Genomic DNA, 21,314 nt, shown 5'->3' with positions numbered 1-21,314 from the left:
GGAAATAAAGATGGCGATTGGTTTGTGATGGCCTTGATTATGACGCACCGGAACGGTATATGCCGCGCACATCCAGATCCCCTGGGTTTCATCTGCTGGTTGGGGAGGGCCCTATGACTGACAATACCCTCTTCCAAGTGGGGATGGACTTGGAGGCTCCAAGCACCGCCCAAAAGGAAGACCACACCATCGCTCGTCCGGCTTCAATGGAGGCCGACGATCGGAAGGATCATTTTATTCAAAAGAACGGCGTCGATTGCGCCGGCACGCATCTGATCATCGATCTTTTGGGTGCGGAAGGCATAGATGATATCGATCTGATCGATAAAACGCTGAGAAGATGCGTCGCCGAAGCCGGTGCCACGCTCTTGCACATGCATTTGCACCATTTCACACCCAATAGTGGCGTGAGCGGGGTTGCTGTGCTGGCTGAGAGCCATATCTCGATCCATACATGGCCCGAGCGCGGCTATGCGGCACTCGATGTGTTCATGTGTGGCGATTCGGAGCCGGAGCGCTGCGTGGAGGTTCTGCGCGCGGCGTTCAAGCCGCAGCGCCTCAATGTGACCGAGCTGTTGCGCGGCGAAGGGGCCTAGCCCCAGCGGCTGCCAAAGGCGGTGCTCACGAGATCATGAGGCTGTGTGCGATAAGCCCACAGCCTCTTTATTTTGGCCGCCGTGAACTTGTCTCCATGGATCGGGTTGCTTATACCCAGGCCGCATCGATCACAGGAGCAGGAGTTTCGACCCGTGTCATCCGCCGAGAAACCCGCCACCGCCGGCCAGACCGAAACCTGGTACACGGAAACGCTGCATCATGATCTGCGTACGGCCTATCGGAGCCGGAAGGTCCTGTTCGATGCGCGGATCGACCATCAGCATCTGGTGATTTTCGATGGTGGCCGGTTCGGCAAGGTGATGATGCTCGACGGCGTCACCCAGCTCACCACGTCGGACGAGTTCATCTATCATGAGATGCTGAGCCACGTGCCGATCCTGGCACATGGAGCCGTGCAGGACGTGCTCGTGATCGGGGGCGGCGACGGCGGCATCGCGGGCGAGGTGTTCAAGCATGAGGGGGTTCGGCGCCTCACCATGGTCGAGATCGATCAAGGTGTCGTTGATTTCTCGAAAACCCATCTGCCCGAGGTGAGTCGTGGCGCCTTCGATGATCCCCGCTTTGAGCTGGTCATCCGCGATGGCCGCGACTTCGTGGCGGAGACCGACCAGCGCTATGACCTCATCGTCGTGGATTCGACCGATCCGATCGGGCCCGGCGAAGTTTTGTTCACGGAAGGGTTTTATCGGGATTGCCGGCGGATTCTGAAGCCGGGCGGCGTCGTGGTCACACAGAATGGCGTGCCGTTTTTCCAGGCCGCGGAGCTCGAGCAGACCATCCGGTTCTTCTCATCGATTTTTGCGGATGCGACCTGCTTCCTTGCGGCGGTGCCCACCTATGTGGGCGGTTTCATGGCGCTGGGCTGGGGCACGGATAATCCTGGATTGCGCAGCGTTTCCGTCGAAACGGTCGGCAAGCGCTTTGCGGATGCCCAGATCGAGACGCGATACTATACGCCGGAGCTCCATCACGCAGCCTTCGCCCTGCCCAGGTTTATTGCTGACATCGTTACCAAAGGCAGGGGCGGCCGGGGCGGCTGAGAGCCGCCTCTTTCCCGTCTGTGACAGTGAGTTGAGATGATGTTGCCGCGACGCTTGCGCGAGCACCCGGTACATTTTCAATCCTTTTGAAATCAAAAAACAGTGAAATTCTGTAGTATCTGGCTGTCCAGATCATGTATCAACGGAGTCTTTGCTAATTTCCGATTGGATGGGCCATCGTTGAGGATAAACTTCGCTAGTGCACTGACTGCGTAGGGTGTCCCATTTCACCACCAGAGGCGGCGCGGTCGACAGGTCGGGTCGCCGGGGCAACACGGGGTAAACATGCAACGCACATCCCTTATCGGCGCAATATTCTGTGTGGTTTTGGCGGGAGCTTCTCTGAATTCCCCAAGGGCCGAGGCGCAGCAGCCGAATAACGGCTACGTCACGTTGAGCCAATTGTTTCAAGGATTCAGTCAACCCCCCGCCAGTCCATACTATAGGCCATTTGGCGGCTATAACGACGAGGATAGCTATGCCCGGCGGAACCGCATCTATCGCCAGAACCGGGCCTATCGTCAAAACCGGGTGAATCGCAGCCAAACCAGGCTCAACCGTGAAAACGCTGTGCGGCAGAGCACCGCCACACGGCGTATCGTCGAATACAGCACGAATAAGAAGCCGGGCTCGATCGTCATAGAGACCGGTGAGCGGGCGCTCTATTACGTGCTCGCCAATGGCAAGGCCATCCGCTATGCGGTCGGTGTCGGCCGCCAAGGCTTCCAATGGTCGGGTGTGCACAAGGTTTCGCGCAAGGCGGAGTGGCCCCGCTGGACACCTCCCGCCGAAATGCGCAAGCGTCAGCCCGGATTGCCGGTGACCATGGCCGGCGGCCCCAATAATCCGCTTGGCGCCCGCGCGCTCTATATCGGCTCAACCCTTTATCGGATTCATGGCACCAATGATCCGAACAGCATTGGCCGGGCCATGTCCTCCGGCTGCATCCGGCTGATGAACGAGGATGTGATTGACCTTTACAACAAGGTGAAGATCGGCGCGCGTGTCTATGTCTACCACTAAGGACGCGCAAGGAAGCGACCGAACGCTGTGACATGGCATTGAAAGGATCTGCGTCAGGGTGTGACGATGGCCGAGACAATGCGTCCACCATCGGTCACACGCCTGGCGCTCACAGTCTCAACCGGTTGCGGAGCTGAGCCTTCATGGGCTGGTCCGCACCGGTTGATCTTTATTGCGAGCGCATAGGTTCGGACCTGCTGGCCGAGCCGCTCAACGCCATCTCCAACATCGCTTTTTTCCTCGCCGCCTTCATCGCGGCGCGACATGCCTTGGCGAGCAGCCGCGCCCGGGGCGACCTGTTCCTGTGGCTGCTCATTACGCTTGTGATCGTGATCGGCGCAGGGTCCACAATTTTCCATGTGGCGGCAACACGCTGGTCCGTGCTTGCGGATGTGGTGCCGATCACGCTGTTCATCGTCGCGTTCTTTCTTTATGCGATGCGGCGCTTCCTGGGCCTGAACTGGCTTGCGGCGCTCATGGTGACAGCCGCCTTCTATTTTGCATCCTGGGTGTTCGGGCAGAGCTTGCCGCCTGAATTCATGAACGGGTCGGGCAACTATCTACCGGTCTTCATCGCCCTGTTAGGGGTGGGATCACTGCTCATGGTGCGCAACCATCCCGCCGGCCCATGGCTTGCGGGGGCAGCCGGCATCTTCCTGTTCTCGCTCACGTTCCGGACCATCGATAATGCGATCTGCTCATTGCTGCCCATCGGCGTGCATTATTTCTGGCACGTGCTCAACGGGATCATGCTCTTCCTCCTGCTCGAGGCAGGGGTCCGTTTCGGCAGGAGGGAGGCGCCTGGAGTTTAGCTGTGGGTGGGCGGCAGGATGCGCCTTGCCGCGAGGCTGCGGAACAGCTCGCGGAACATGTCTTCGGTATCGATGCAATCGGCAAATCCGGCCTTGCGGATCTTGATAGTGCTCACGAGGGCCGGCGGCGGCCGGTTCTTCGCGCCATAGGCGAAGGTGAAATCCGCATAGTGATGGGATTGGCCGAGCAAGGCAGGGAGGGGGATCGGCTTCAGGCCATATTTTGCGGTGATCCGCTCCCATGTGGCTTGCTTTCCCGACAAGAACTCGGCCATGGAGAAGGGTGTATCAGGGCCGATCTCGACGCCGAGTTCATCGGCGATCGCCGGCCAGACATTCTGCCAGACGAAGACATCGCCATTGGTAATGTTGAAGGTCTCGTTGCGGGCGGTAGGTGCCTCCGCGGCCCAGGCAAGCGCCCGCGCCAGGAGCCGGGCATCAATGGCTTCGAGCACATAGGCGGGGCCGCCGGAATAGGAGAAGGGGAGGCCTTCCTCCCGGCAGATCGCAGCATAAGCCCCGATCACCGGGATGAGGTTCATGGCAACGCCGATCGCCTCGCCGAAGACCACCTGAGGGCGGAAAATGGTCATGTCGAAGCCATGCCGGGCGGATGCCTCGCGCAGGTAATCCTCCTGGAGCCAATAGAAATTCTCGTGGGGATCGCGCGGCCAGCGCTCACGGGCAGGGACCGCGATGCGATGGATATGCGCGCCATAGGCCTTGGTGCCCTGGAGAAGGCTCACATGGCGGAGCGCGCCTGATTTTGCCACCAGCGGGGTGATCAGATTTTGAAGCATCGCAAGGTTTGTTGCCATCTGCTCCTTGTCCCGCCAGCCTTGGACGAGGCCCGGCTTCTCATAGAGCGCGGCATAGATGAGGTGGCTGATCTCCGGCAGGTCGTGCAGGGCCGAGCGGCAGGCCTCCGCGTTTCCGAGATCGACAGAGACATGGCGGAAGTGACCGGCGATGTCCGGCCGACGCCGGGAGAGGGCGATGACCTCCCAGTCATCGCTGCTGGCGAAATGTGCAAGGGCCGCCTGACCGATGACGCCGGTCGCGCCGGCGATCAGCACGCGTTTCGCGGCCATGGGCTTAGCCCCCCTGGCCAGTTGGCGCGGGCTCATACTCGAACAGGCCATTGTTGATCACCATGACGCCGCGCTCGGCAACGCGGGCGGCGAAAGCTGCTCGGCCCTGCCCCTCGCGCCAGATGTCGATGGTGATGGTCTCGCCGGGATAGACCGGGGATGAGAAGCGGCCCTGCACAAGCCGCACGCGCTCGGGCTGATCATCACACAGGGCAGCCATGAGCCCGTGGCCCGCGACACCATGGGTTGCAAGTCCGTGCAGAATGGGCTGGTCAAAGCCTGCCTCTCTCGCAACAGCCGGATCGGAATGCAGCGGGTTGAGGTCGCCGGACAAACGGTAGATCAGCGCCGCTTGCGGGCTGGTGGGCAGAGAGATCGAGAGATCCGCCGGTCGCTCAGGGATGGGGTGAGGCAGGCGCTTGCTCTCACTCTTGCCGCCGAAGCCGCCATCGCCCCGGCAAAAAATGGTCTGCAGGATCGTCGCGATCACCTCACCAGTTCCGATCTCGCTGATCACCCGCTCGGCATGGATCAGCGCGCCCTTGCCGGCACCCTTGTCCACGATATCGACGAGGCGCGTGCGTCCGACGACCTCGCCCTCGGGGGGAAGCGGCCGGTGCAGGCGCAACGATTGCTCGCCATGCAGCATTCTGACCCAGTCGATGCCGGTGTCGAGGTCGCGCATCCACAGGCCGGGATCGGCCAGGATATTGGCCATGGTGGGGACAGGTTTGAGCTTCGTCTCATCGACAAAGCACAGCTGGCGCTCATCCTGAGGATCCATCCCATAGCCGGTGCCCAGTGCATAGAGAATGCAGTCACGCCAGCCATAGGTCTGGCGCGCCTCGGGGATTTCGAGTGCGAAGAGTTTTTGAGGATCAAGGGCCATGTTACAAGAGGTCCCAGGAGAAGATGTCGGTCGAGTGCTCAAGTGTGGTGAGCGATTGGCCGAAGGCGCCCCCTTTTCAAAGGGTTGCTTGCGTGCCGAGAATGGCGGTCGCCTGGCTCGAGAGCACGCCGCCATTGCCATGGGCGAGCGCAACCTCGGCGCCTTGGACCTGACGCTCGCCGCAATTGCCGCGAAGCTGCTCGACCGCCTCGATCACCGTGAACAGGCCGTACATGCCGGGGTGATTGCAGGAGAGCCCTCCGCCATTGGTGTTCACGGGCAAGCTGCCGCCGGGTGCGATGGCGCCACTAGAAATGAAGGGGCCGCCTTCCCCCTTGGGGCAGAAGCCGAGATCTTCGAGGAACAGGAGCGTCGTGATGGTGAAGGCATCATAGACCATGACATGGTCGATATCGGAGGGGCCAAGCCCCGCCATGGCATAGGCTCTCTGGCCGGATTGGGCGGCAGCGGTGGTGGTCAGATCAGGCATGGCCATGATCTGGCGATGGCTGACTGCAGTGCCGGTGCCCAGAATATAGGCCGGCGGCTTCGGGAGATCGCGGGCGCGGTCGGCGCGGGTGAGCACCAGTGCGCCGCCGCCATCGGTCACCAGGCAGCAATCGGCGCGTGAGATCGGATCGCTCACCATGCGGGATGACAGGAGCTCGTCGCGGGTGAGGGGTCCGCGGGCGAAGGCATCCGGATTGAGATTGGCCCAGGCGCGGGCAGCAAGTGCCACATCGGCCAGGTTCTCGCGGGTCGTGCCGAAGTCATGCATATGGCGGGCGGCTGCAAGCGCGTAGCTCGAAATGGGATAGCGCGGCTTGTAGGGCGCCTCATAGGGCTGCGGGTCGGCCATCGAGACGAGCCGGCCGCCAGCGCTCAGCTGGTTCGAGCCGTAGCAGATGAGGGCGACATCGCAGAGGCCACTATCAAGCGCATTCACGGCGCTCTGGATGTGGAACAGGAAGGATGCGCCGCCGACCATGGTGCCATCCGCATAGCGCAGGGAAAGGCCAAGCCGCTCGGCGGTGTTGAGCACGGGAAAGCCGTAGGATGACATGGCGCAGAAGAGGCCATCCACATCCTTGAGGGTGAGGCCGCAATCCTCGAGCGCCAGGATCACTGCTTCCTGCAATTGATCGAAGGCCGAGCGGCCCGGTGCATTCCAGCGCTTGGTGTTGCCGATGCCAACGATGGCCGCGCGGCCGCGAAGCGGATGGGTCACGATGCGCCTCCCTCGGCTGCCTCGAACACGATCATGGGGTCGGGCTGCGCGATGATCCGCGCCTTCACGGCCATGCCGATGCGAACGGCATCGGGTGAGATGCCCTCGACCTTGCTCATCATGCGGCCGCCCTCGGCCAGGTTGATGAGCGAGACGTTATAAGCGCCGTCGCGCTCGCGGACCGTGGTGGTGGAATAGACCTCGCCCAGGCCCGAGGCCTCGCGCCATTCAAGCTCGGATGAGCCACAGGTGCCGCAGACCATGGCGGGCGGAAAGCGCACCGCCTTGCAGGAGCGGCAGTGCTGGAGAAGGAAGCGTCCTTCCGCAAGTGCCGTCTGCCAGACCTCATCGGGCCCTGGACCATCAAATCGGGAATCGGTGCTCATGACGCGTGTTCTTGTCCTTTTCAAATCACTGGTCAGAGGACTATGCCCGCTTCAGAGGCGGATTGGCCATTCATTCGAGCAAGTTATGCAAAAGATTGGGCTTGCGGCGAGATCACCGGGCGCGGAGGCGGCACCAATAGCGCAGCCAATCTCCCGCAGGGTTGCATCTGAGCGATCGCGGGTGATACTCGCCTGCGCGACATCCGAGGGGAAATCGAATGAGTGATGGTGGCTTCGATCCGGCGAAGCAGGGCTGGGTCATCCGCGATGACGAACCTGGATTCATGGTGCTGGTGGGGCCGCTCTGGCAGCGCGGGAGCGGCGAGCAGATCAGTTTCGGGATTACGGTCGAGCCGCACCATCTCAATCGGCGCGGCGTTGTCCATGGCGGCATGCTGATGACCTTCGCGGATCAGGCGCTTGGGCTCACATCGCGGGAGACGACCGGCGGGCTGCCGCAGGCCACCATTCAGCTCGATACCCATTTCATCGGGCCGGCTGTGGCTGGCGAGTTCATCGAGACGAAGACCCGGGTTGTCCGCCGAACGCGCTCGCTCGTGTTCCTCGAAGGACAGCTGCTGGTGGGCGAGCGGGTCATCGCCAGCGCGAAGGGGATCTGGAAAATTTTGGGGGAGTAGAGGCCCGCGCGGCTCCATTCGAAGCGCGGGTCTCTCGTCGTGTCTTGATGACGGGCGCGGCTCAGCTACAGCCGCTGGTCGAGCCGCAGGTGTCGCATTTGAGGCAAGTGCCGTTGCGCACCATGGTGAAGTTGCCGCATTCGCCGCAGGCCTCGCCCTCATAGCCTTTCATGCGGGCTTCCGCACGGCGGGAGAGATCATCCATGATCGGCTGCGCCGGTGCGTCGGAGAAGCCGTGCAGGGCGGTTGCGCCGTGGCTCTCGTAAGCAAGCGTGCTCAGGCTGCTGGAGAGATTGGTGCTGTTGGCACCCGCATCGGCATAGGCGGTCTCACGATGCGACTGGATGGGCTTGGCTGAGACGGTGGAGCTTGCCGCCGCCTTGGTCATCACCACGACATTGCCGGAGACCTTCTGGCGGATATAGCCGGTTGAGAGATATTTGGCGGCAGGCACAGCAGCGGGCAGGCGCGCTGCCTCGCCATCAGCATCGCCGTCGGGCGCCTTGCCCTCGGCATCGCCCTTGCCCAGGGCATCGAAGCCGATATCGGACGGGTCCACATGGGCCAGATCGTTGCGGCCGAGATAGGAGACGGCCAGCTCGCGGAAGACATAGTCGAGGATCGAGGTTGCGTTCTTGATCGCCTCATTGCCCTGCACGAGACCGGCCGGCTCGAAGCGGGTGAAGGTGAAGGCCTCAACATATTCCTCGAGCGGCACGCCATATTGCAGGCCAAGAGATACGGCGATGGCGAAATTGTTCATCATCGCCCGGAAGGCTGCGCCCTCCTTGTGCATGTCGATGAAGATCTCGCCCAGGCGGCCATCCTCATATTCGCCGGTGCGCAGATAGACCTTGTGCCCGCCGACCAGCGCCTTCTGCGTATAGCCCTTGCGGCGATGGGGCAGCTTCTGCCGGCTCTGCACCTCGACGATCTTCTCGACGATGCGCTCAACCACACGCTCGACGCGCTGCGCCTGAGGCTGCTCGAGGAAGTCGTCGAGATCGTCCTCGTCATCGGCGATCAGCTGGGCCGACAGAGGCTGGGAGAGCTTCGAGCCGTCGCGATAGAGGGCATTGGCCTTCAGCGCCAGCCGCCAGGACAGCATATAAGCCTCCTTGGCGTCCTCGACGGTTGCCTCATTCGGCATGTTGATGGTCTTGGAGATCGCGCCGGAGATGAAGGGCTGGGCGGCCGCCATCATGCGGATGTGGCTTTCAACGGAGAGGCAGCGCTTGCCGATGCGCCCGCATGGATTGGCGCAGTCGAACACGGGCAAATGCTCGGCCAGAAGGTGCGGGGCGCCTTCGAGGGTCATGGCGCCGCAGCAGAAGGTGTTCGCCGCCTCGATGTCGCGCTTGGAGAAGCCGAGGCTCGCGAGCATGTCGAAATTGATGTCGTTCAGCTGCTCGTCGGTGAGCTTCAGCACCTCGCGGCAGAAGGCCTCGCCCAGGCTCCATTTGTTGAAGGCGAACTTAACATCGAAGGCGGTGGCCAGGCCCTGCTCGATCTTCTCGATCACCGCATCGGTGAAGCCCTTGGCCTTCAGGCTCTGATGGTTGATGCCGGGCGCACCCTTCAGGGTGCCATGGCCCACGGCATAATCGACCATGCCCTTGATCTGCTCAGGCCGGTAGCCAAGGGTGCGCAGAGCTTCCGGCACCGCCTGGTTGATGATCTTGAAATAGCCGCCACCGGCGAGCTTCTTGAACTTCACCAGGGCGAAGTCGGGCTCGATGCCGGTGGTGTCGCAATCCATCACCAGGCCGATCGTGCCGGTTGGCGCGATGACGGTTGCCTGCGCGTTCCTGTAGCCATGACGCTCGCCGAGCTCGAGGGCGCGGTCCCAGGCGGCCTTGGCATGGGCGATCAGCGCGCTGTCCGGGCAGGATTCCTGGTCGAGCGGCACCGGCGCGGTGTTCAGGTTCTCATAGCCGGTGTCCCGGCCATAGGCGGCAGTGCGATGATTGCGCATCACCCGCAGCATTGCCTCGCGGTTCTTGGCAAAGCCCGGGAAGGCGCCGAGCTCAGCGGCCATCTCGGCCGAGGTCGCATAGGCAATGCCGGTCATGACCGCGGAGATGGCGCCGCACAGGGAGCGGGCTTCATCGGAGTCGTAAGCAATACCTGAGGTCATCAGCAGGCCGCCGATATTGGCAAAGCCGAGGCCGAGGGTGCGGTACTCGTATGAGAGCCGAGCGATCTCGCGCGAGGGGAACTGGGCCATCATGACAGAGATCTCGAGCACGATGGTCCAAAGCCTCGTTGCATGCTCGAACAGCTCAATCTCGAAGGCGCCGGTCTCTCGATTACGGAACTGAAGCAGGTTCAGGGACGCGAGATTGCAGGCGGTGTCGTCCAGGAACATGTATTCCGAGCACGGATTGGATGCGACGATCGGCCCGCTCTCAGGGCAGGTGTGCCAATCATTGATGGTGGTGTGGAACTGAATGCCCGGGTCGGCGCATGCCCAGGCGGCATGCCCGATCTTGTCCCAGAGCGCGCGGGCCTTGAGGGTCTTTGCCACGCCCTTCTTCGTGCGCCAGTTGAGCGCCCAATCACCATCAGCGAGAACCGCGTTCAGGAATTCATCGGTCACGCGCACCGAATTGTTGGAATTCTGCCCGGAGACGGTGCGATAGGCCTCGGAATCCCAATCGGTGTCGTAAACATCGAAGTCAATCGTATCCTGCCCCTGACGGGCGGTCTCGATCACCCGGCGGATATAGGCTTCAGGAACATGAGCCCGGCGGGCCGCCTTGGCCGCGCGCTTCAGGGCCGGGTTCTTGGCGATGTCGAAGCAGTCATCACCCGAGCCCTCGCAGTTGAGGCAGGCCTTGAGAACGGCGGTGAGGTGCTGCTTCATGGTGCGCGAGCCCGCCACCAAGGCCGCGACCTTCTGCTCCTCCTTCACCTTCCAGTCGATATAGTCCTCGATATCGGGGTGATCGATGTCGACCACCACCATCTTGGCGGCGCGACGGGTGGTGCCACCGGACTTGATGGCACCGGCCGCGCGATCGCCGATCTTGAGGAAGCTCATGAGACCGGAGGACTTGCCGCCACCGGACAAGGGCTCGTTCTCCCCGCGAATGCGCGAGAAATTGGAGCCGGTACCCGAGCCGTATTTGAACAGGCGCGCCTCGCGCACCCACAAATCCATGATGCCGCCTTCATTCACCAAGTCGTCCTCGACCGACTGGATGAAGCAGGCATGAGGCTGGGGATGCTCGTAAGCGGATTTCGACTTCACGAGCTTGCCCGTGTCCGGGTCCACATAGAAATGGCCTTGGGAGGGACCATCGATGCCATAGGCCCAGTGCAGGCCAGTGTTGAACCATTGCGGGCTGTTGGGCGCGCATTTCTGCGTCACCAGCATGAAGCACAGCTCATCATAGAAGGCGCGCGCGTCTTCCTCGGTGTCGAAATAGCCGCCCTTCCAGCCCCAATAGGTCCAGGTGCCCGCAAGCCTGTGACAGACCTGCTTCACAGAGCGCTCGGAGCCGTAGCGCTCTCTCTCGGGCAGAGCCGCAAGTGCCTCCTCATCAGGCACCGAGCGCCAGAGCCAGGAGGGCACGGTCTCTTCCTCGATTCGCTTCAGCCGCGCGGGCACGCCAGCTTTACGGAAATATTTCTGCGCGAGGATATCGCAGGCCACCTGGCTCCAGGAGGCGGGGACCTCGATGTCGTCGAGCTTGAAGACGGTGGAGCCGTCGGGATTGCGAATCTCGCTGATGGCGCTGCGGAACTCGATTCCGGCAAAAGGTGTCGTTCCGGCGGCGGTGTAGCGGCGCTCGATGCGCATCGGTCGGTCCCCCAGTGGCTCAAAACAAGGAAGAGAGAGTCGCATTCCCGCTTGGGCCGCCGCGTCTCAACTTACGCGCCGGAGAGCTCTGCAGGCAGGGACAACAGAGCCATAGCGCGACCCTCGCCGAGCCGCGTCATGCCTCCCCAAATTGCCCCGAAATCGCCCGCTTGCCCCTCCGCCGCACAGTGCCGCAGCACGGCCCAGACGACTCTCTCATTGGAGCTAGATCATGCCAATGGGCGGGTGGGGCGTCAACTGAGCAGAGAGAGAAAATGACAAGGAATTGTGCTCAGTGTGTCCTTCGACACAATATCTAGCGAATTAAACGATTTGTTAACAGTTTGCGCACAGGCCGGGATGAGCCGATTCTCAAGGCGCGGGCGGGGCGGGTGGAGCGCTCTCCACAGGGTGCAGATTCCAGGCGGGGTGGACTGATCACGGCTGTTGCGTCATAAGTCGGTGCTGACTGATTGGGCGCCTCGATGGCGCAGGGATCCGGAGCCGGATACATTATGAGCCTGAAGACGTTTCTGCTGCAATTCTTCACCTGGTGGAACGGGCAGACGCTGGGCACCAAATTGTTGATTTCTCGCCACGGCGAGTTCGTGGGCGAGGATCTGTTCGGCAACAAGTATTATCGCGAGCGCAACGGCGACCGGCGCTGGGTGGTCTATAACGGCGTGGCGGAGGCTTCGGCGATACCGCCGGGCTGGCACGGCTGGCTTGCCCATCGCACGGATGTGGCGCCGAGCCAGGAAAAATACGTGCCGAAGCCTTGGGAAAAGCCCCATTCACCCAATATGACGGGGATTGCGCCGCGCTATCTTCCTCATGGCAGCCTCGCCAATCCAGAGCCGCGCCTCGTGGCGAGGCCGGATTACGAGCCCTGGACGCCCGAGTGACAGGGACCCGGCGGGCCAACTGATGCTATACGTATAAGGCCTGAGGCGAATCGAGGGGGTCAGCCGCGTCGGCGGGTTTTCGCCCAGCGCCCAATGAAAGCTCGAGGTTTTCCTCTATGAAGCAAAATGCTGTGGAGACCCTGACGGGCGCGATCGTCATCCTGATCGCGGCCGCGTTCCTATTCTTCATCTATACCACGACCGGGGTCGGCGGGATATCGGGAGGGTACCACCTCAAGGCCTCGTTCAATAATCTGGGCGGGGTCAGCACCGGATCCGATGTGCGGATCTCAGGCGTGAAGGTGGGAAGCGTCACAGGCCAGGGATTGGACGATGTCTATGAGGCGGTGCTGACGCTCGCCATCAATTCGGATGTCAAGATCCCGAATGACTCCACGGCCAAGATCACGTCCGAAGGCTTGCTCGGGGCAAGCTATGTGGCGATCGAGCCGGGCGGGTCGGAAACCTTCATGCAGGATGGCGAGCAGTTCCAATATACCCAGCCGGCACTCGACTTGTGGAGCATCGTCAGTTCATTCGCAAAGCCGAGCGGGGGCAGCAGCACTCCGGATGCCAGCACGCCAGGCACCGGAGCGCCGGCGGACGAGCCGCAGCAGGGGGCGCCCAAGGCTGACGCGCTGCCTGGACTTGGCGGTGACAATGCTCAGCCCGGAACGGGGCAATGACGGCGGCCGATCCCACCAAGGCGCGTGCGCAGACCTGGAATCCGGGGACTTATGCCGCCCATGGCCGTTTCGTCGCGGACCATGCCAGCGCGGTGCTGGAGTGGCTTGCGGCAACACCCGGCGAGCGGATCCTCGATCTCGGCTGCGGGGATGGCGTGATCACGGCGGCGCTCAAGCAGGCCGGCGTTGATGTGGTTGGGGTCGATAGCAGCCCGGAGATGGTGGCGGCGGCGCTCAAGCTTGGCGTCGATGCGCGGGTCATGGATGGAGAGGCCCTCAGCTTTCGTCAGGAGTTCGATGCCGTCTTCTCGAATGCAGCCCTGCATTGGATGACCAGGCCGGAGCAGGTGCTTGCCGGTGTCGCGCAGGCACTCAAGCCGGGCGGCCGCTTCGTTGCCGAATTTGGCGGCCATACCAATGTGGCGGCGATCATTACGGCGATGCGGGCGGTGGCACGCATGCGCGGCGGTGATGTGGCGCTAGCGGGTCCATGGTTTTTTCCGACGCCGGATGAATATGGCGCGATGCTGGAGGCGCACGGGTTCGAGGTCAAGCGGATCGGCCTCTTCGCACGGCCCACGCCGCTCAAGACCGGCATGGCCGCCTGGCTGATGGTGTTTCGCAAGCCGTTCTTCACCCAATTCGGCGAGGAGGCGGAGGCTGCGGTCGCCGATGTGGTGGAACTGCTGTCGCCCACGCTGCGCGATCAATCCGGTCACTGGACGGCGGACTATATGCGAATTCGTGTCGAGGCCCTGCTGAAGTGATGGGGATGCGAGGACAAGGTCGATTGATGGTTGGATGCCGCGTGCTGGCACTTGGTTTGGTGCTTACAAGCCCTGCACGCGCTCAGGCCGAGACGATCTCCAATCCGGTGGCGGTCTTTTCCGGGCTCGACAAGATCACGGCGACCATCACGACCTTGCAGGTTCCGATCAACACCACCAAGCGCTTCGGCCAAATCGAGGTAACCCCTAAGGTTTGCTATTCCCGCCCGGCAACGGAAGAGCCCAAAACCTCGACCTTCGTCGAGATCGACGAGATCGAGGAGGACGGCTCGAAAAAGCGGATCTTTACCGGTTGGATGTTTGCTGAGAGCCCGGCGCTCAATGCGTTGGAGCATCCGGTGTTCGACATCTGGCTTACCAGCTGTACCGACCCGAACAAAGCGCCGGAAGCCGCGCCGGATCAAGGCCCGGCACCGGAGGTGGCACCGGAGGATATTCCACAGGATACCGATTGAGCGAATGGGCGGAATAGCGACCAGAACCAGGACAATATCAGGCCATGTCTGAGATAGACGACCTGTTCGGGCGGCTCGACGCCCATCTCAAGGGCAATCAGGCACGCAGGCGCACGCAGAGGCCGGGCAAGGACGAAGGGGCATCGGATGCGCCCGGGATCGCGCCATTGCCTCCGGTCACGCTCGAGCCGGTGCCGCCATCGGAGAACAGGCGCAAAGCGGCGACGGCCGGGGCTGCTGCGGCCAGTCAGGCGCGCGCGGGCGCCACTCTAGACCAAGCCTATACGGCGGCCGATATCGAGGTGCTCGAGGGGCTCGAGCCTGTTCGCCGCCGGCCCGGCATGTATATTGGCGGGACAGACGAGAAGGCGCTGCATCACCTCTTCGCCGAGGTGATCGACAACTCGATGGACGAGGCGATCGCGGGGCATGCGACCTTCATCGAGGTCAGCTATGAGGCCGATGGCTTCCTGACCGTGATCGACAATGGCCGCGGCATTCCGGTTGATCCCCATCCGAAATTTCCGAACAAGTCGGCGCTCGAGGTCATCCTCACCACGCTGCATGCGGGCGGCAAGTTCGACAGCAAGGTCTATGCGACCTCGGGCGGCCTGCATGGTGTCGGCGTTTCGGTGGTGAACGCGCTCTCGGACCATCTCGAGGTCGAGGTGGCGCGGGGACAGGAGCTTTACCGGCAGGTCTTTCAGCGCGGCCACGCTCTTGGCCCGGTCGAGCATCTGGGCCGCGTCAACAATCGCCGCGGGACCAAGGTGCGGTTCCGTCCGGACCCGGAGATTTTCGGGGCCAATTGCAAGTTCAAGCCCGCGCGCCTGTTCCGCATGGCGCGGGCCAAGGCCTATCTGTTTGGCGGGGTCGAGGTGCGCTGGTCCTGCGCGGAAGCACATCTCAGCGCCAATGACGAGACACCGGCAAAGGCAGTGCTGCGCTTCCCAGGAGGATTGAGGGATTTTCTCGAGGCGCAGCTCGAGGGGCGGGAGCGGGTAACCGAGGAGATCTTCGCCGGCAAGGTCACCAAGCCCGAGGGGCATGGGTCGGTCGAATGGGCCATCGGCTGGTTTGCGGGCGACGGCTTCGTGAGCTCCTACTGCAACACGGTGCCGACCAGCGAGGGCGGTACTCACGAGAACGGCATGAAGTCGGCGCTCACGCGGTCACTCAAGGCCTATGCGGAGCTCACCGGCAATAAACGCGCCAAGGACCTCATCTCGGATGACGTGATGGCCTCATGCGGGGTGCTGCTCTCGGTCTTCATCCGCGAGCCGGAATTTCAGGGGCAGACAAAGGAGAAGCTTGCCTCGCCGGAAGCGGGCCGCATCGTCGATCAGACGCTCAAGGATCATTTCGACCACTGGCTCACCGGCCATCCCGCCCAGGCCAATCGCCTGCTCGACTGGGTGGTGGATCGCGCCGAGGAGCGTATGCGCCGCCGCCAGGAGCGCGAGGTGCAACGCAAGACGGCGGTGCGCAAGCTGCGCCTGCCGGGCAAGCTTGCCGATTGCCAGCAGAACGCGGCACAAGGCGCCGAGCTGTTCATTGTGGAGGGTGATTCGGCCGGCGGCTCCGCCAAGCAGGCGCGCGATCGCAAAACGCAAGCGGTGCTGCCCCTGCGCGGCAAGATCCTGAACGTGGCCTCTGCGACGCGGGACAAGCTCGCGCAGAACCAGCAGCTCTCGGATCTGGTGCAGGCGCTCGGCTGTGGAACCGGCAGCCGCTATCGCGATGATGATCTGCGCTATGACAAGGTCATCATCATGACGGATGCGGATGTTGACGGTGCCCATATCGCGTCGCTGCTGATCACCTTCTTCTTCCGCGAGATGCCGAAGCTCATCGAGAACGGCCATCTCTATCTCGCCGTGCCGCCGCTCTATCGCATCGCGCAGGGTGCAAAGACGATCTATGCGCGGGACGATGCCCATAAGGACGAGCTGATCGCCAAGGAATTCAAGGGGCGCGGCAAGATCGAAGTCTCGCGCTTCAAGGGATTAGGCGAAATGATGCCTGCCCAGCTCAAAGAGACCACCATGGATCCGAAGAACCGCACCCTTTTGCAGGTGCGGCTCATCGATCAGCAGGATGACGAGACTCGCCTCAGGGTCGAGCAGCTGATGGGCAACAAGCCGGAAGAGCGCTTCCGGTTCATTACCGAGAATGCCGCGTTCGTCGATACGGAGGAGCTCGACGTCTGACCGGGGAGAGAAGGCTCGCCCTCCCGCTGACCCGCGCAACTCAGGCGGGAGTTGCCCGGCGCCAGACGCGTGTCCCGAGCCAATCGAGCAGTCCGATCACCAGCAGGGATAGGCCGACGAGCGGGAAGATGATCCCGCCGATGGCCAGGCACAGCAGCACGCCTCGAAAAACCCGGGGATCGGCAGGATCGGGCGGAATGCCGAGGCTGCCATGGGGCCTGCGCTTCCACCACATGACAGCGGCCGAGAGCGCGAGTGCTATGATCCCGAGACAGACCAGGGCCAGGATCACCTGATTGGCGCGCCCGAATTCCTGGCCCATATGGACATTGATGCCCCATTCGAGGGCTTTGCCGAGCGGCCCGTAATCGGCAAAGCTCATATCGATCAGCGGCTCGCCCGTATATTGGTCGAGATGGACGACACGCTGCTGCGAGAGGTCGTCGGGATATACGGATGCGGTGTAGACGCCTGTCGGGCTCGTCGGCAGGTTGACGGTGAAACCGGGTGCCAGGTCGAGGCGGGCGAAGATCACCATGGCGTCGTCCAAGGTGATGGGCCGGTCTGCGCCTGCGGAGCTCGTGGAGCTCGGCATTTGCGCCTGTTCGAGCGACCAGCTGGTCGGCGCTAGGTGATGGAGATGCTCGCCCGACATGGGTACCGCGACGCGGACGCCAGCGGGATAGCCGAAATTGCTGCCATTGGCCCATTCATTGACCTTGGCGCCCCAGAGGATTGACCAGGGCATGCCGGTGATGGCGAGGAACAGGATGAAGCCTGCAACCGAGAAGCCGAGCACCGCGTGGAGATCGCGCCAGAACAGCCGATGGCGGGGCGCGCCTCGCAAGGCGAATGCTCGTGAACCCGAGCGCGGCCACCAGAGGTAAAGGCCGGTTGCAACGAGAAGGATCGACCATCCTCCGGCAAGCTCGATCAGCCCCCGGCCGATGGGGCCGAAAAATTCTAGGCTATGGAGCTGGCGGATGGTCCACATGATGGTGCCCCGGTCGGGCAGGGTGCCGAGGACGCGTCCGCTATAGGGATCGACATAGACGGCAAGCCTTGCCCCATCCTCGGCTGCAATGGTGACTTCCGCAGAGGCGGTGCGTGTTGCGGGCGTGGTGAATTTCACGACCGTTCCAGGATGGGCACTAAGTGCCGCCTCGATGAGATGAGAAGCGGACAGGGCCTTCGCCTCTGCCGGCACTGCCACCGTCTTGAGGCCGGCATGGATGATCGCATCGATCCCGTCGCGGAAGAGATAGAGGGCGCCGGTCACCGCCAAGCTCACAAGGAATGGCAGGACCAGAAGACCCGCATAGAAATGCCAGCGCCAGACAGCGCGATAGAGGTCGGAACCGCTTGGCACAGCCCGGGCAGGGCGCGCCTCATCGGCAGCATAATTCGACATTGCTGTTCTCCGGGTATGACAGATGGGCCCGGGCGGATCTTGCCCGGGTGACGTCAGACGGAGAGGCTGGGCGGTGCCCGCGCGTCGGGGCGCCATGCGGGAAATGGCAGCGGCAGATGGTCGGAAGCCTGGGGCTTGAGCCGCAGACCATTATCGAGGGCGACAGGCTCCACCAGCTGTGCGGCGAGGGGTAGGGCGGGATGCAGCGCGCCGATCAGCTGGCAGTGGAGGATACAGGGGTTATGGGGCAGCTGGCCGTGGTCCGTTTGCCCGTTCGGCCCACCATTGGCGCTGTCAACAGTACAGATGACGAGCTGCTGAGCGGCCGCCTGAGCTGTCTGCCCGAGCGCGAGCGCCGCGATGATTCCCTGGATAAGCAGCAGGTAGGCGAGAGCGGCGGTGAATAGTCCGCCTCGCGATGGACGGCCGCACATGTCCCGCCAGCACTGCATATCGCTGTGATGGCAGGCCGGCTGATGGCAGTCACTGCGACAGAATGGTGCGAGGGGGCGATCAGGCATCGAATATGACCGCCCGCCAGGTTGATGGCTAACGGTCGCGGTCGGGTGAGCCTTCTTCGCCTTCGATCCCGAGTTTCTTGGCCGCCGCCTCGAGCTCCGTACTGTCATGCCCGAGAGTGGCGATCAGCTGCTGGACCTCGTCAATCGAGATGCCGTATTTCTCGGCGAGGTCCCGGATTTGCGGATCCTGATCGCTGGCAGCGGCACTGAGATCCGGGGGGCCGCGCCTTGGCCTGTGATCCTCCATGGTGATCTCCATCGGGCTTGGCTTTCGGGGAAGGCGACGGGGATCGGCCATCGGTCTGGGGAGCATGGCTTAGCAGCAAACGTCGATGGTCGATCTCCCGTCACCAGCTCAATCGCGCCTGAGGCGCTTGGTTCCCAAAGTTGCTGGGCGCATAGGCGCGATCTAAAATTTACCGGGAACCGGGGGAAGGGCATGGAGCATATAGAGATCAGGCGTCTGTGCGAGCCTACTGAGCAGCTCTGCATGCTCATCGGGGAGCTCGATTGCTATCTTTCGCAATTTTATGAAGCCGAGCAGCGACACGGGCTTGCGGTTAACGAGCTGTTTGAGCCGCATGTCGCCTTCTTTATCGCTTATGCCGGGAAGGAGCCTGTCGCCTGTGGTGGCATTGCCTTCTATGAGGGTTATGCGGAACTTAAACGCATGTATTCGCGCGTATGGGCACGCGGCCGAGGGTTCGCACGATCGCTGCTGCAGCGGCTCGAGGATGAGGGACGGATGAGGGGCAGCAAGCTGTTGCGGCTGGAAACCGGCATTCATCAACCGGAGGCCATTCGCTTCTACGAGCAGGCAGGGTTCCGTGCCTGTGGACCGTTCGGGGCTTATGCGGAGATGGCACCCAAAGAGATTGCTCTCAGCCTGTTTTACGAGAAGGCTTTGTAGCCCATTCGGGCATTTAGTTGGCTTCGGGAGACGACGATCTCGTCGCCGCCTCCTCGATAGTGCCGGGTCGATTCCCGTCTACTCTGCCGCCTGTTCGCCCATGGCCGGGCCTGCGCGCATGCCGGCGAGAACCTCCTCGGCAGTTGCCTTGTGATTTTTGACCGAGCTCGTCCACTGACCCCAAATGGTGGGATCGATCTTGTCGCCATTTCGACCCAGATTCTGCAGCCGGCGCTGGTCGTCGTCCGTCAAGACCTGCTTGGGCAGAGGGCCAAGATGGCGTATGTCGTCGGCGCTCATGCCGAGCATCTGGCCGACGCGGTTGCCGTAGTCATCGTGGATGAGCAGCAGGTGCCACAGCATGCGCTCCTGCACGTCGCGCTCGCATTGCTTGAGATTGGTGCCCATGTTCAGCACGAGATCGTCGCGCTCCCAATCCATCATCGTGCAGTAGCGGCCACGGGCGTGGCTGTAGTCATTGCGCCGCTCGATCACGCTGCGGGTAAGCCGGCCGCTGATCTCGGGCGGATTGTTGGCCGCGTCGCGCTGGGACTCCATCAGTCCGCTATGCACGGAGGGCTCGTAATTCACATGCGGATTCTGCCCCGGTGCGAGATCGCGGTGATAGGACATCTGCCCGCCGGACAGGTTGGTTGCCACAGGCGCATTCTTGGCCTGGTTCACCGGCAGCTGGAGGTAGTTCGGCCCGACCCGGTAGCGCTGGGTGTCGGAATAGGAGAAGGTGCGGCCCACCAGCATCTTATCGTCGGAGAAGTCGAGCCCATCCACCAAAACGCCGGTGCCCATAGCGATCTGCTCGTTCTCGTTGAAGAAATCCTCGACATTGCGGTTGAGGGTCATCACGCCCGCATGGCGCAGCGGGAAGTCCTTCTCCGGCCAGATCTTGGTGTCATCGAGCGGATCCCAGTCGAGCTCGGGATGCTCGTGGTCGTCCATGAGCTGGATATAGAGATCCCATTGCGGATACTCGCCCCGCTCGATTGCCTCATAGAGGTCCTTTGAGGCCGACCCCAAATCTTTGGCCTGTACCTTGGCCGCCTCTTCCGCGGTGAGGCTCGCAATGCCGCAGCGGGGGTGCCAATGATATTTCACGAGCACCGTCTCGCCTTGCGCGTTCACCATCTTGTAGGTGTTGACGCCGAAGCCCTCCATGTGCCGGTAGCTCGCCGGAATGCCGCGCGGGCTGAACAGATGGGTCAGCATGTGCATGGATTCGGGCGTCTGGCTCATGAAGTCGAAGATCCGGTTCGGCTCCTGGCGGAAGGTGATCGGATCGGGCTTCAGGGCGTGGATCACGTCGGGGAATTTGATGGCATCGCGGATGAAGAAGATCGCGAGATTGTTGCCGACGAGATCCCAATTGCCGTCCTCGGTGTAGAACTTGACAGCAAAGCCGCGCGGATCGCGGGCGACCTCGGATGAATCGCGGCCGCCAATCACGGTGGAGAAGCGGATCGCAAGCGGGGTTTTCTTCCCGGCCTCCTGGAAGAGCTTCGCGCGTGTATATTTCGAGGCGGGCTCATCGCCGATCTTGCCGGTTGCCTCGAATTCGCCGTAGCAGACGAAGCCGCGCGCATGCACCACGCGTTCTGGAATGCGTTCACGGTCGAAATGGGTGATCTTCTCCAAGAAATGATAGTTCTCGAGCGTGGCTGGCCCCCGACTGCCCACGGTGCGCTGCGATTGGTTGTCGGTGATCGGGTGACCCTGCCGGTCAGTCAAAACGCGTTGCGAGCTGTCCGGATTGCCCTTGCCGCCTGGTCCGGTCGGATTTCTGGCCATGGCTTCTCTCCCGTGCTTTCTGGGAATGCTCATCCAGCAACCGGTATGTGGGGCCGTTCACCGATACATCAGGCGAGCGCCGTCCTCGAGAGGGC

At 62.4% G+C, this 21,314-nt stretch carries 20 protein-coding genes; 11 read left to right on the top strand and 9 right to left on the bottom strand.

The window, feature by feature from the left end:
* Nucleotides 1-113: 113 nt before the first annotated feature.
* From speD to RCF49_RS02655, 4 genes are all read left to right on the top strand, one after another.
* Nucleotides 114-596: an adenosylmethionine decarboxylase gene (speD, locus tag RCF49_RS02670; protein ID WP_342642503.1), complete on the top strand. Its 483-nt coding sequence runs from the start codon at nt 114-116 to the stop codon at nt 594-596.
* Between the two features lie 153 nt (nt 597-749).
* Complete coding sequence (gene speE, locus RCF49_RS02665) at nt 750-1,658, top strand: polyamine aminopropyltransferase (protein ID WP_342642502.1); 909 nt, start codon at nt 750-752, stop codon at nt 1,656-1,658.
* A 285-nt stretch (nt 1,659-1,943) separates the two neighbouring features.
* Nucleotides 1,944-2,681 (top strand): L,D-transpeptidase, encoded by a 738-nt coding sequence (locus RCF49_RS02660; RefSeq protein ID WP_342642501.1) that lies wholly within the window; start codon nt 1,944-1,946, stop codon nt 2,679-2,681.
* A 143-nt stretch (nt 2,682-2,824) separates the two neighbouring features.
* Nucleotides 2,825-3,493, top strand: a complete 669-nt coding sequence (locus RCF49_RS02655) for a ceramidase domain-containing protein (RefSeq protein ID WP_342642500.1) — start codon at nt 2,825-2,827, stop codon at nt 3,491-3,493.
* Here the strand turns inward: RCF49_RS02655 and RCF49_RS02650 are convergent.
* The 4 genes from RCF49_RS02650 to RCF49_RS02635 form a co-directional block, all read right to left on the bottom strand.
* Nucleotides 3,490-4,584 (bottom strand): NAD-dependent epimerase/dehydratase family protein, encoded by a 1,095-nt coding sequence (locus RCF49_RS02650; RefSeq protein ID WP_342642499.1) that lies wholly within the window; start codon nt 4,582-4,584, stop codon nt 3,490-3,492. The genes RCF49_RS02655 and RCF49_RS02650 overlap by 4 nt on opposite strands.
* 4 nt (nt 4,585-4,588) lie before the next feature.
* On the bottom strand, nt 4,589-5,473 hold the full coding sequence (locus RCF49_RS02645) for a MaoC/PaaZ C-terminal domain-containing protein (protein ID WP_342642498.1): 885 nt from the start codon (nt 5,471-5,473) through the stop codon (nt 4,589-4,591).
* Between the two features lie 76 nt (nt 5,474-5,549).
* On the bottom strand, nt 5,550-6,701 hold the full coding sequence (locus RCF49_RS02640) for a thiolase (RefSeq protein WP_342642497.1): 1,152 nt from the start codon (nt 6,699-6,701) through the stop codon (nt 5,550-5,552).
* Nucleotides 6,698-7,087, bottom strand: coding sequence for a Zn-ribbon domain-containing OB-fold protein (locus RCF49_RS02635; protein ID WP_342642496.1), 390 nt, complete (start codon nt 7,085-7,087; stop codon nt 6,698-6,700). Before RCF49_RS02635 ends, RCF49_RS02640 begins: the two co-directional genes overlap by 4 nt.
* A gap of 218 nt (nt 7,088-7,305) precedes the next feature.
* On the opposite strand from RCF49_RS02635, the gene RCF49_RS02630 reads away from it, so the two are divergent.
* Nucleotides 7,306-7,725, top strand: coding sequence for a PaaI family thioesterase (locus RCF49_RS02630; RefSeq protein ID WP_342642495.1), 420 nt, complete (start codon nt 7,306-7,308; stop codon nt 7,723-7,725).
* A gap of 61 nt (nt 7,726-7,786) precedes the next feature.
* Here the strand turns inward: RCF49_RS02630 and RCF49_RS02625 are convergent, their stop codons facing one another.
* On the bottom strand, nt 7,787-11,530 hold the full coding sequence (locus RCF49_RS02625) for a vitamin B12-dependent ribonucleotide reductase (protein WP_342642494.1): 3,744 nt from the start codon (nt 11,528-11,530) through the stop codon (nt 7,787-7,789).
* 521 nt (nt 11,531-12,051) lie between these two features.
* Here RCF49_RS02625 and RCF49_RS02620 point away from each other — a divergent pair.
* The 5 genes from RCF49_RS02620 (at nt 12,052) to parE (ending at nt 16,574) form a co-directional block, all read left to right on the top strand.
* Nucleotides 12,052-12,435: an NADH:ubiquinone oxidoreductase subunit NDUFA12 gene (locus tag RCF49_RS02620; RefSeq protein WP_342644107.1), complete on the top strand. Its 384-nt coding sequence runs from the start codon at nt 12,052-12,054 to the stop codon at nt 12,433-12,435.
* 116 nt (nt 12,436-12,551) lie between these two features.
* Nucleotides 12,552-13,121 carry an outer membrane lipid asymmetry maintenance protein MlaD gene (gene mlaD, locus RCF49_RS02615; RefSeq protein WP_342642493.1) on the top strand — a complete coding sequence of 190 codons (570 nt, stop codon included), beginning with the start codon at nt 12,552-12,554 and terminating at the stop codon, nt 13,119-13,121.
* Nucleotides 13,118-13,888: a methyltransferase domain-containing protein gene (locus RCF49_RS02610; protein ID WP_342642492.1), complete on the top strand. Its 771-nt coding sequence runs from the start codon at nt 13,118-13,120 to the stop codon at nt 13,886-13,888. Before mlaD ends, RCF49_RS02610 begins: the two co-directional genes overlap by 4 nt.
* Before the next feature lie 41 nt (nt 13,889-13,929).
* Nucleotides 13,930-14,364: a DUF2155 domain-containing protein gene (locus RCF49_RS02605; protein WP_342642491.1), complete on the top strand. Its 435-nt coding sequence runs from the start codon at nt 13,930-13,932 to the stop codon at nt 14,362-14,364.
* A 44-nt stretch (nt 14,365-14,408) separates the two neighbouring features.
* On the top strand, nt 14,409-16,574 hold the full coding sequence (gene parE / locus RCF49_RS02600; RefSeq protein WP_342642490.1) for a DNA topoisomerase IV subunit B: 2,166 nt from the start codon (nt 14,409-14,411) through the stop codon (nt 16,572-16,574).
* Nucleotides 16,575-16,614: 40 nt separating this feature from the next.
* Here parE and RCF49_RS02595 read toward each other — a convergent pair whose 3' ends face one another.
* Genes RCF49_RS02595 through RCF49_RS02585 form a run of 3 tightly spaced genes read right to left on the bottom strand, consistent with a single transcriptional unit; the run spans nt 16,615 to nt 18,753 of the window.
* Nucleotides 16,615-17,985: a PepSY-associated TM helix domain-containing protein gene (locus RCF49_RS02595; RefSeq protein ID WP_342642489.1), complete on the bottom strand. Its 1,371-nt coding sequence runs from the start codon at nt 17,983-17,985 to the stop codon at nt 16,615-16,617.
* 53 nt (nt 17,986-18,038) lie between these two features.
* The gene (locus RCF49_RS02590; RefSeq protein WP_342642488.1) at nt 18,039-18,506 is read right to left on the bottom strand and encodes a DUF2946 family protein; all 468 of its coding nucleotides are present in this window, start codon (nt 18,504-18,506) and stop codon (nt 18,039-18,041) included.
* A 28-nt stretch (nt 18,507-18,534) separates the two neighbouring features.
* Nucleotides 18,535-18,753 carry a hypothetical protein gene (locus RCF49_RS02585; RefSeq protein ID WP_342642487.1) on the bottom strand — a complete coding sequence of 73 codons (219 nt, stop codon included), beginning with the start codon at nt 18,751-18,753 and terminating at the stop codon, nt 18,535-18,537.
* Between the two features lie 192 nt (nt 18,754-18,945).
* Here RCF49_RS02585 and RCF49_RS02580 point away from each other — a divergent pair, with 192 nt between their 5' ends.
* On the top strand, nt 18,946-19,416 hold the full coding sequence (locus tag RCF49_RS02580; protein WP_342642486.1) for a GNAT family N-acetyltransferase: 471 nt from the start codon (nt 18,946-18,948) through the stop codon (nt 19,414-19,416).
* Between the two features lie 78 nt (nt 19,417-19,494).
* Here the strand turns inward: RCF49_RS02580 and RCF49_RS02575 are convergent, their stop codons facing one another.
* On the bottom strand, nt 19,495-21,219 hold the full coding sequence (locus tag RCF49_RS02575; RefSeq protein WP_342642485.1) for a catalase: 1,725 nt from the start codon (nt 21,217-21,219) through the stop codon (nt 19,495-19,497).
* Between the last annotated feature and the right edge of the window lie 95 nt (nt 21,220-21,314).

Source organism: Rhodoligotrophos sp. CJ14, assembly GCF_038811545.1.
Classification (GTDB): domain Bacteria; phylum Pseudomonadota; class Alphaproteobacteria; order Rhizobiales; family Im1; genus Rhodoligotrophos; species Rhodoligotrophos ferricapiens.
This window is presented reverse-complemented; position numbering and strand designations above follow the sequence as displayed.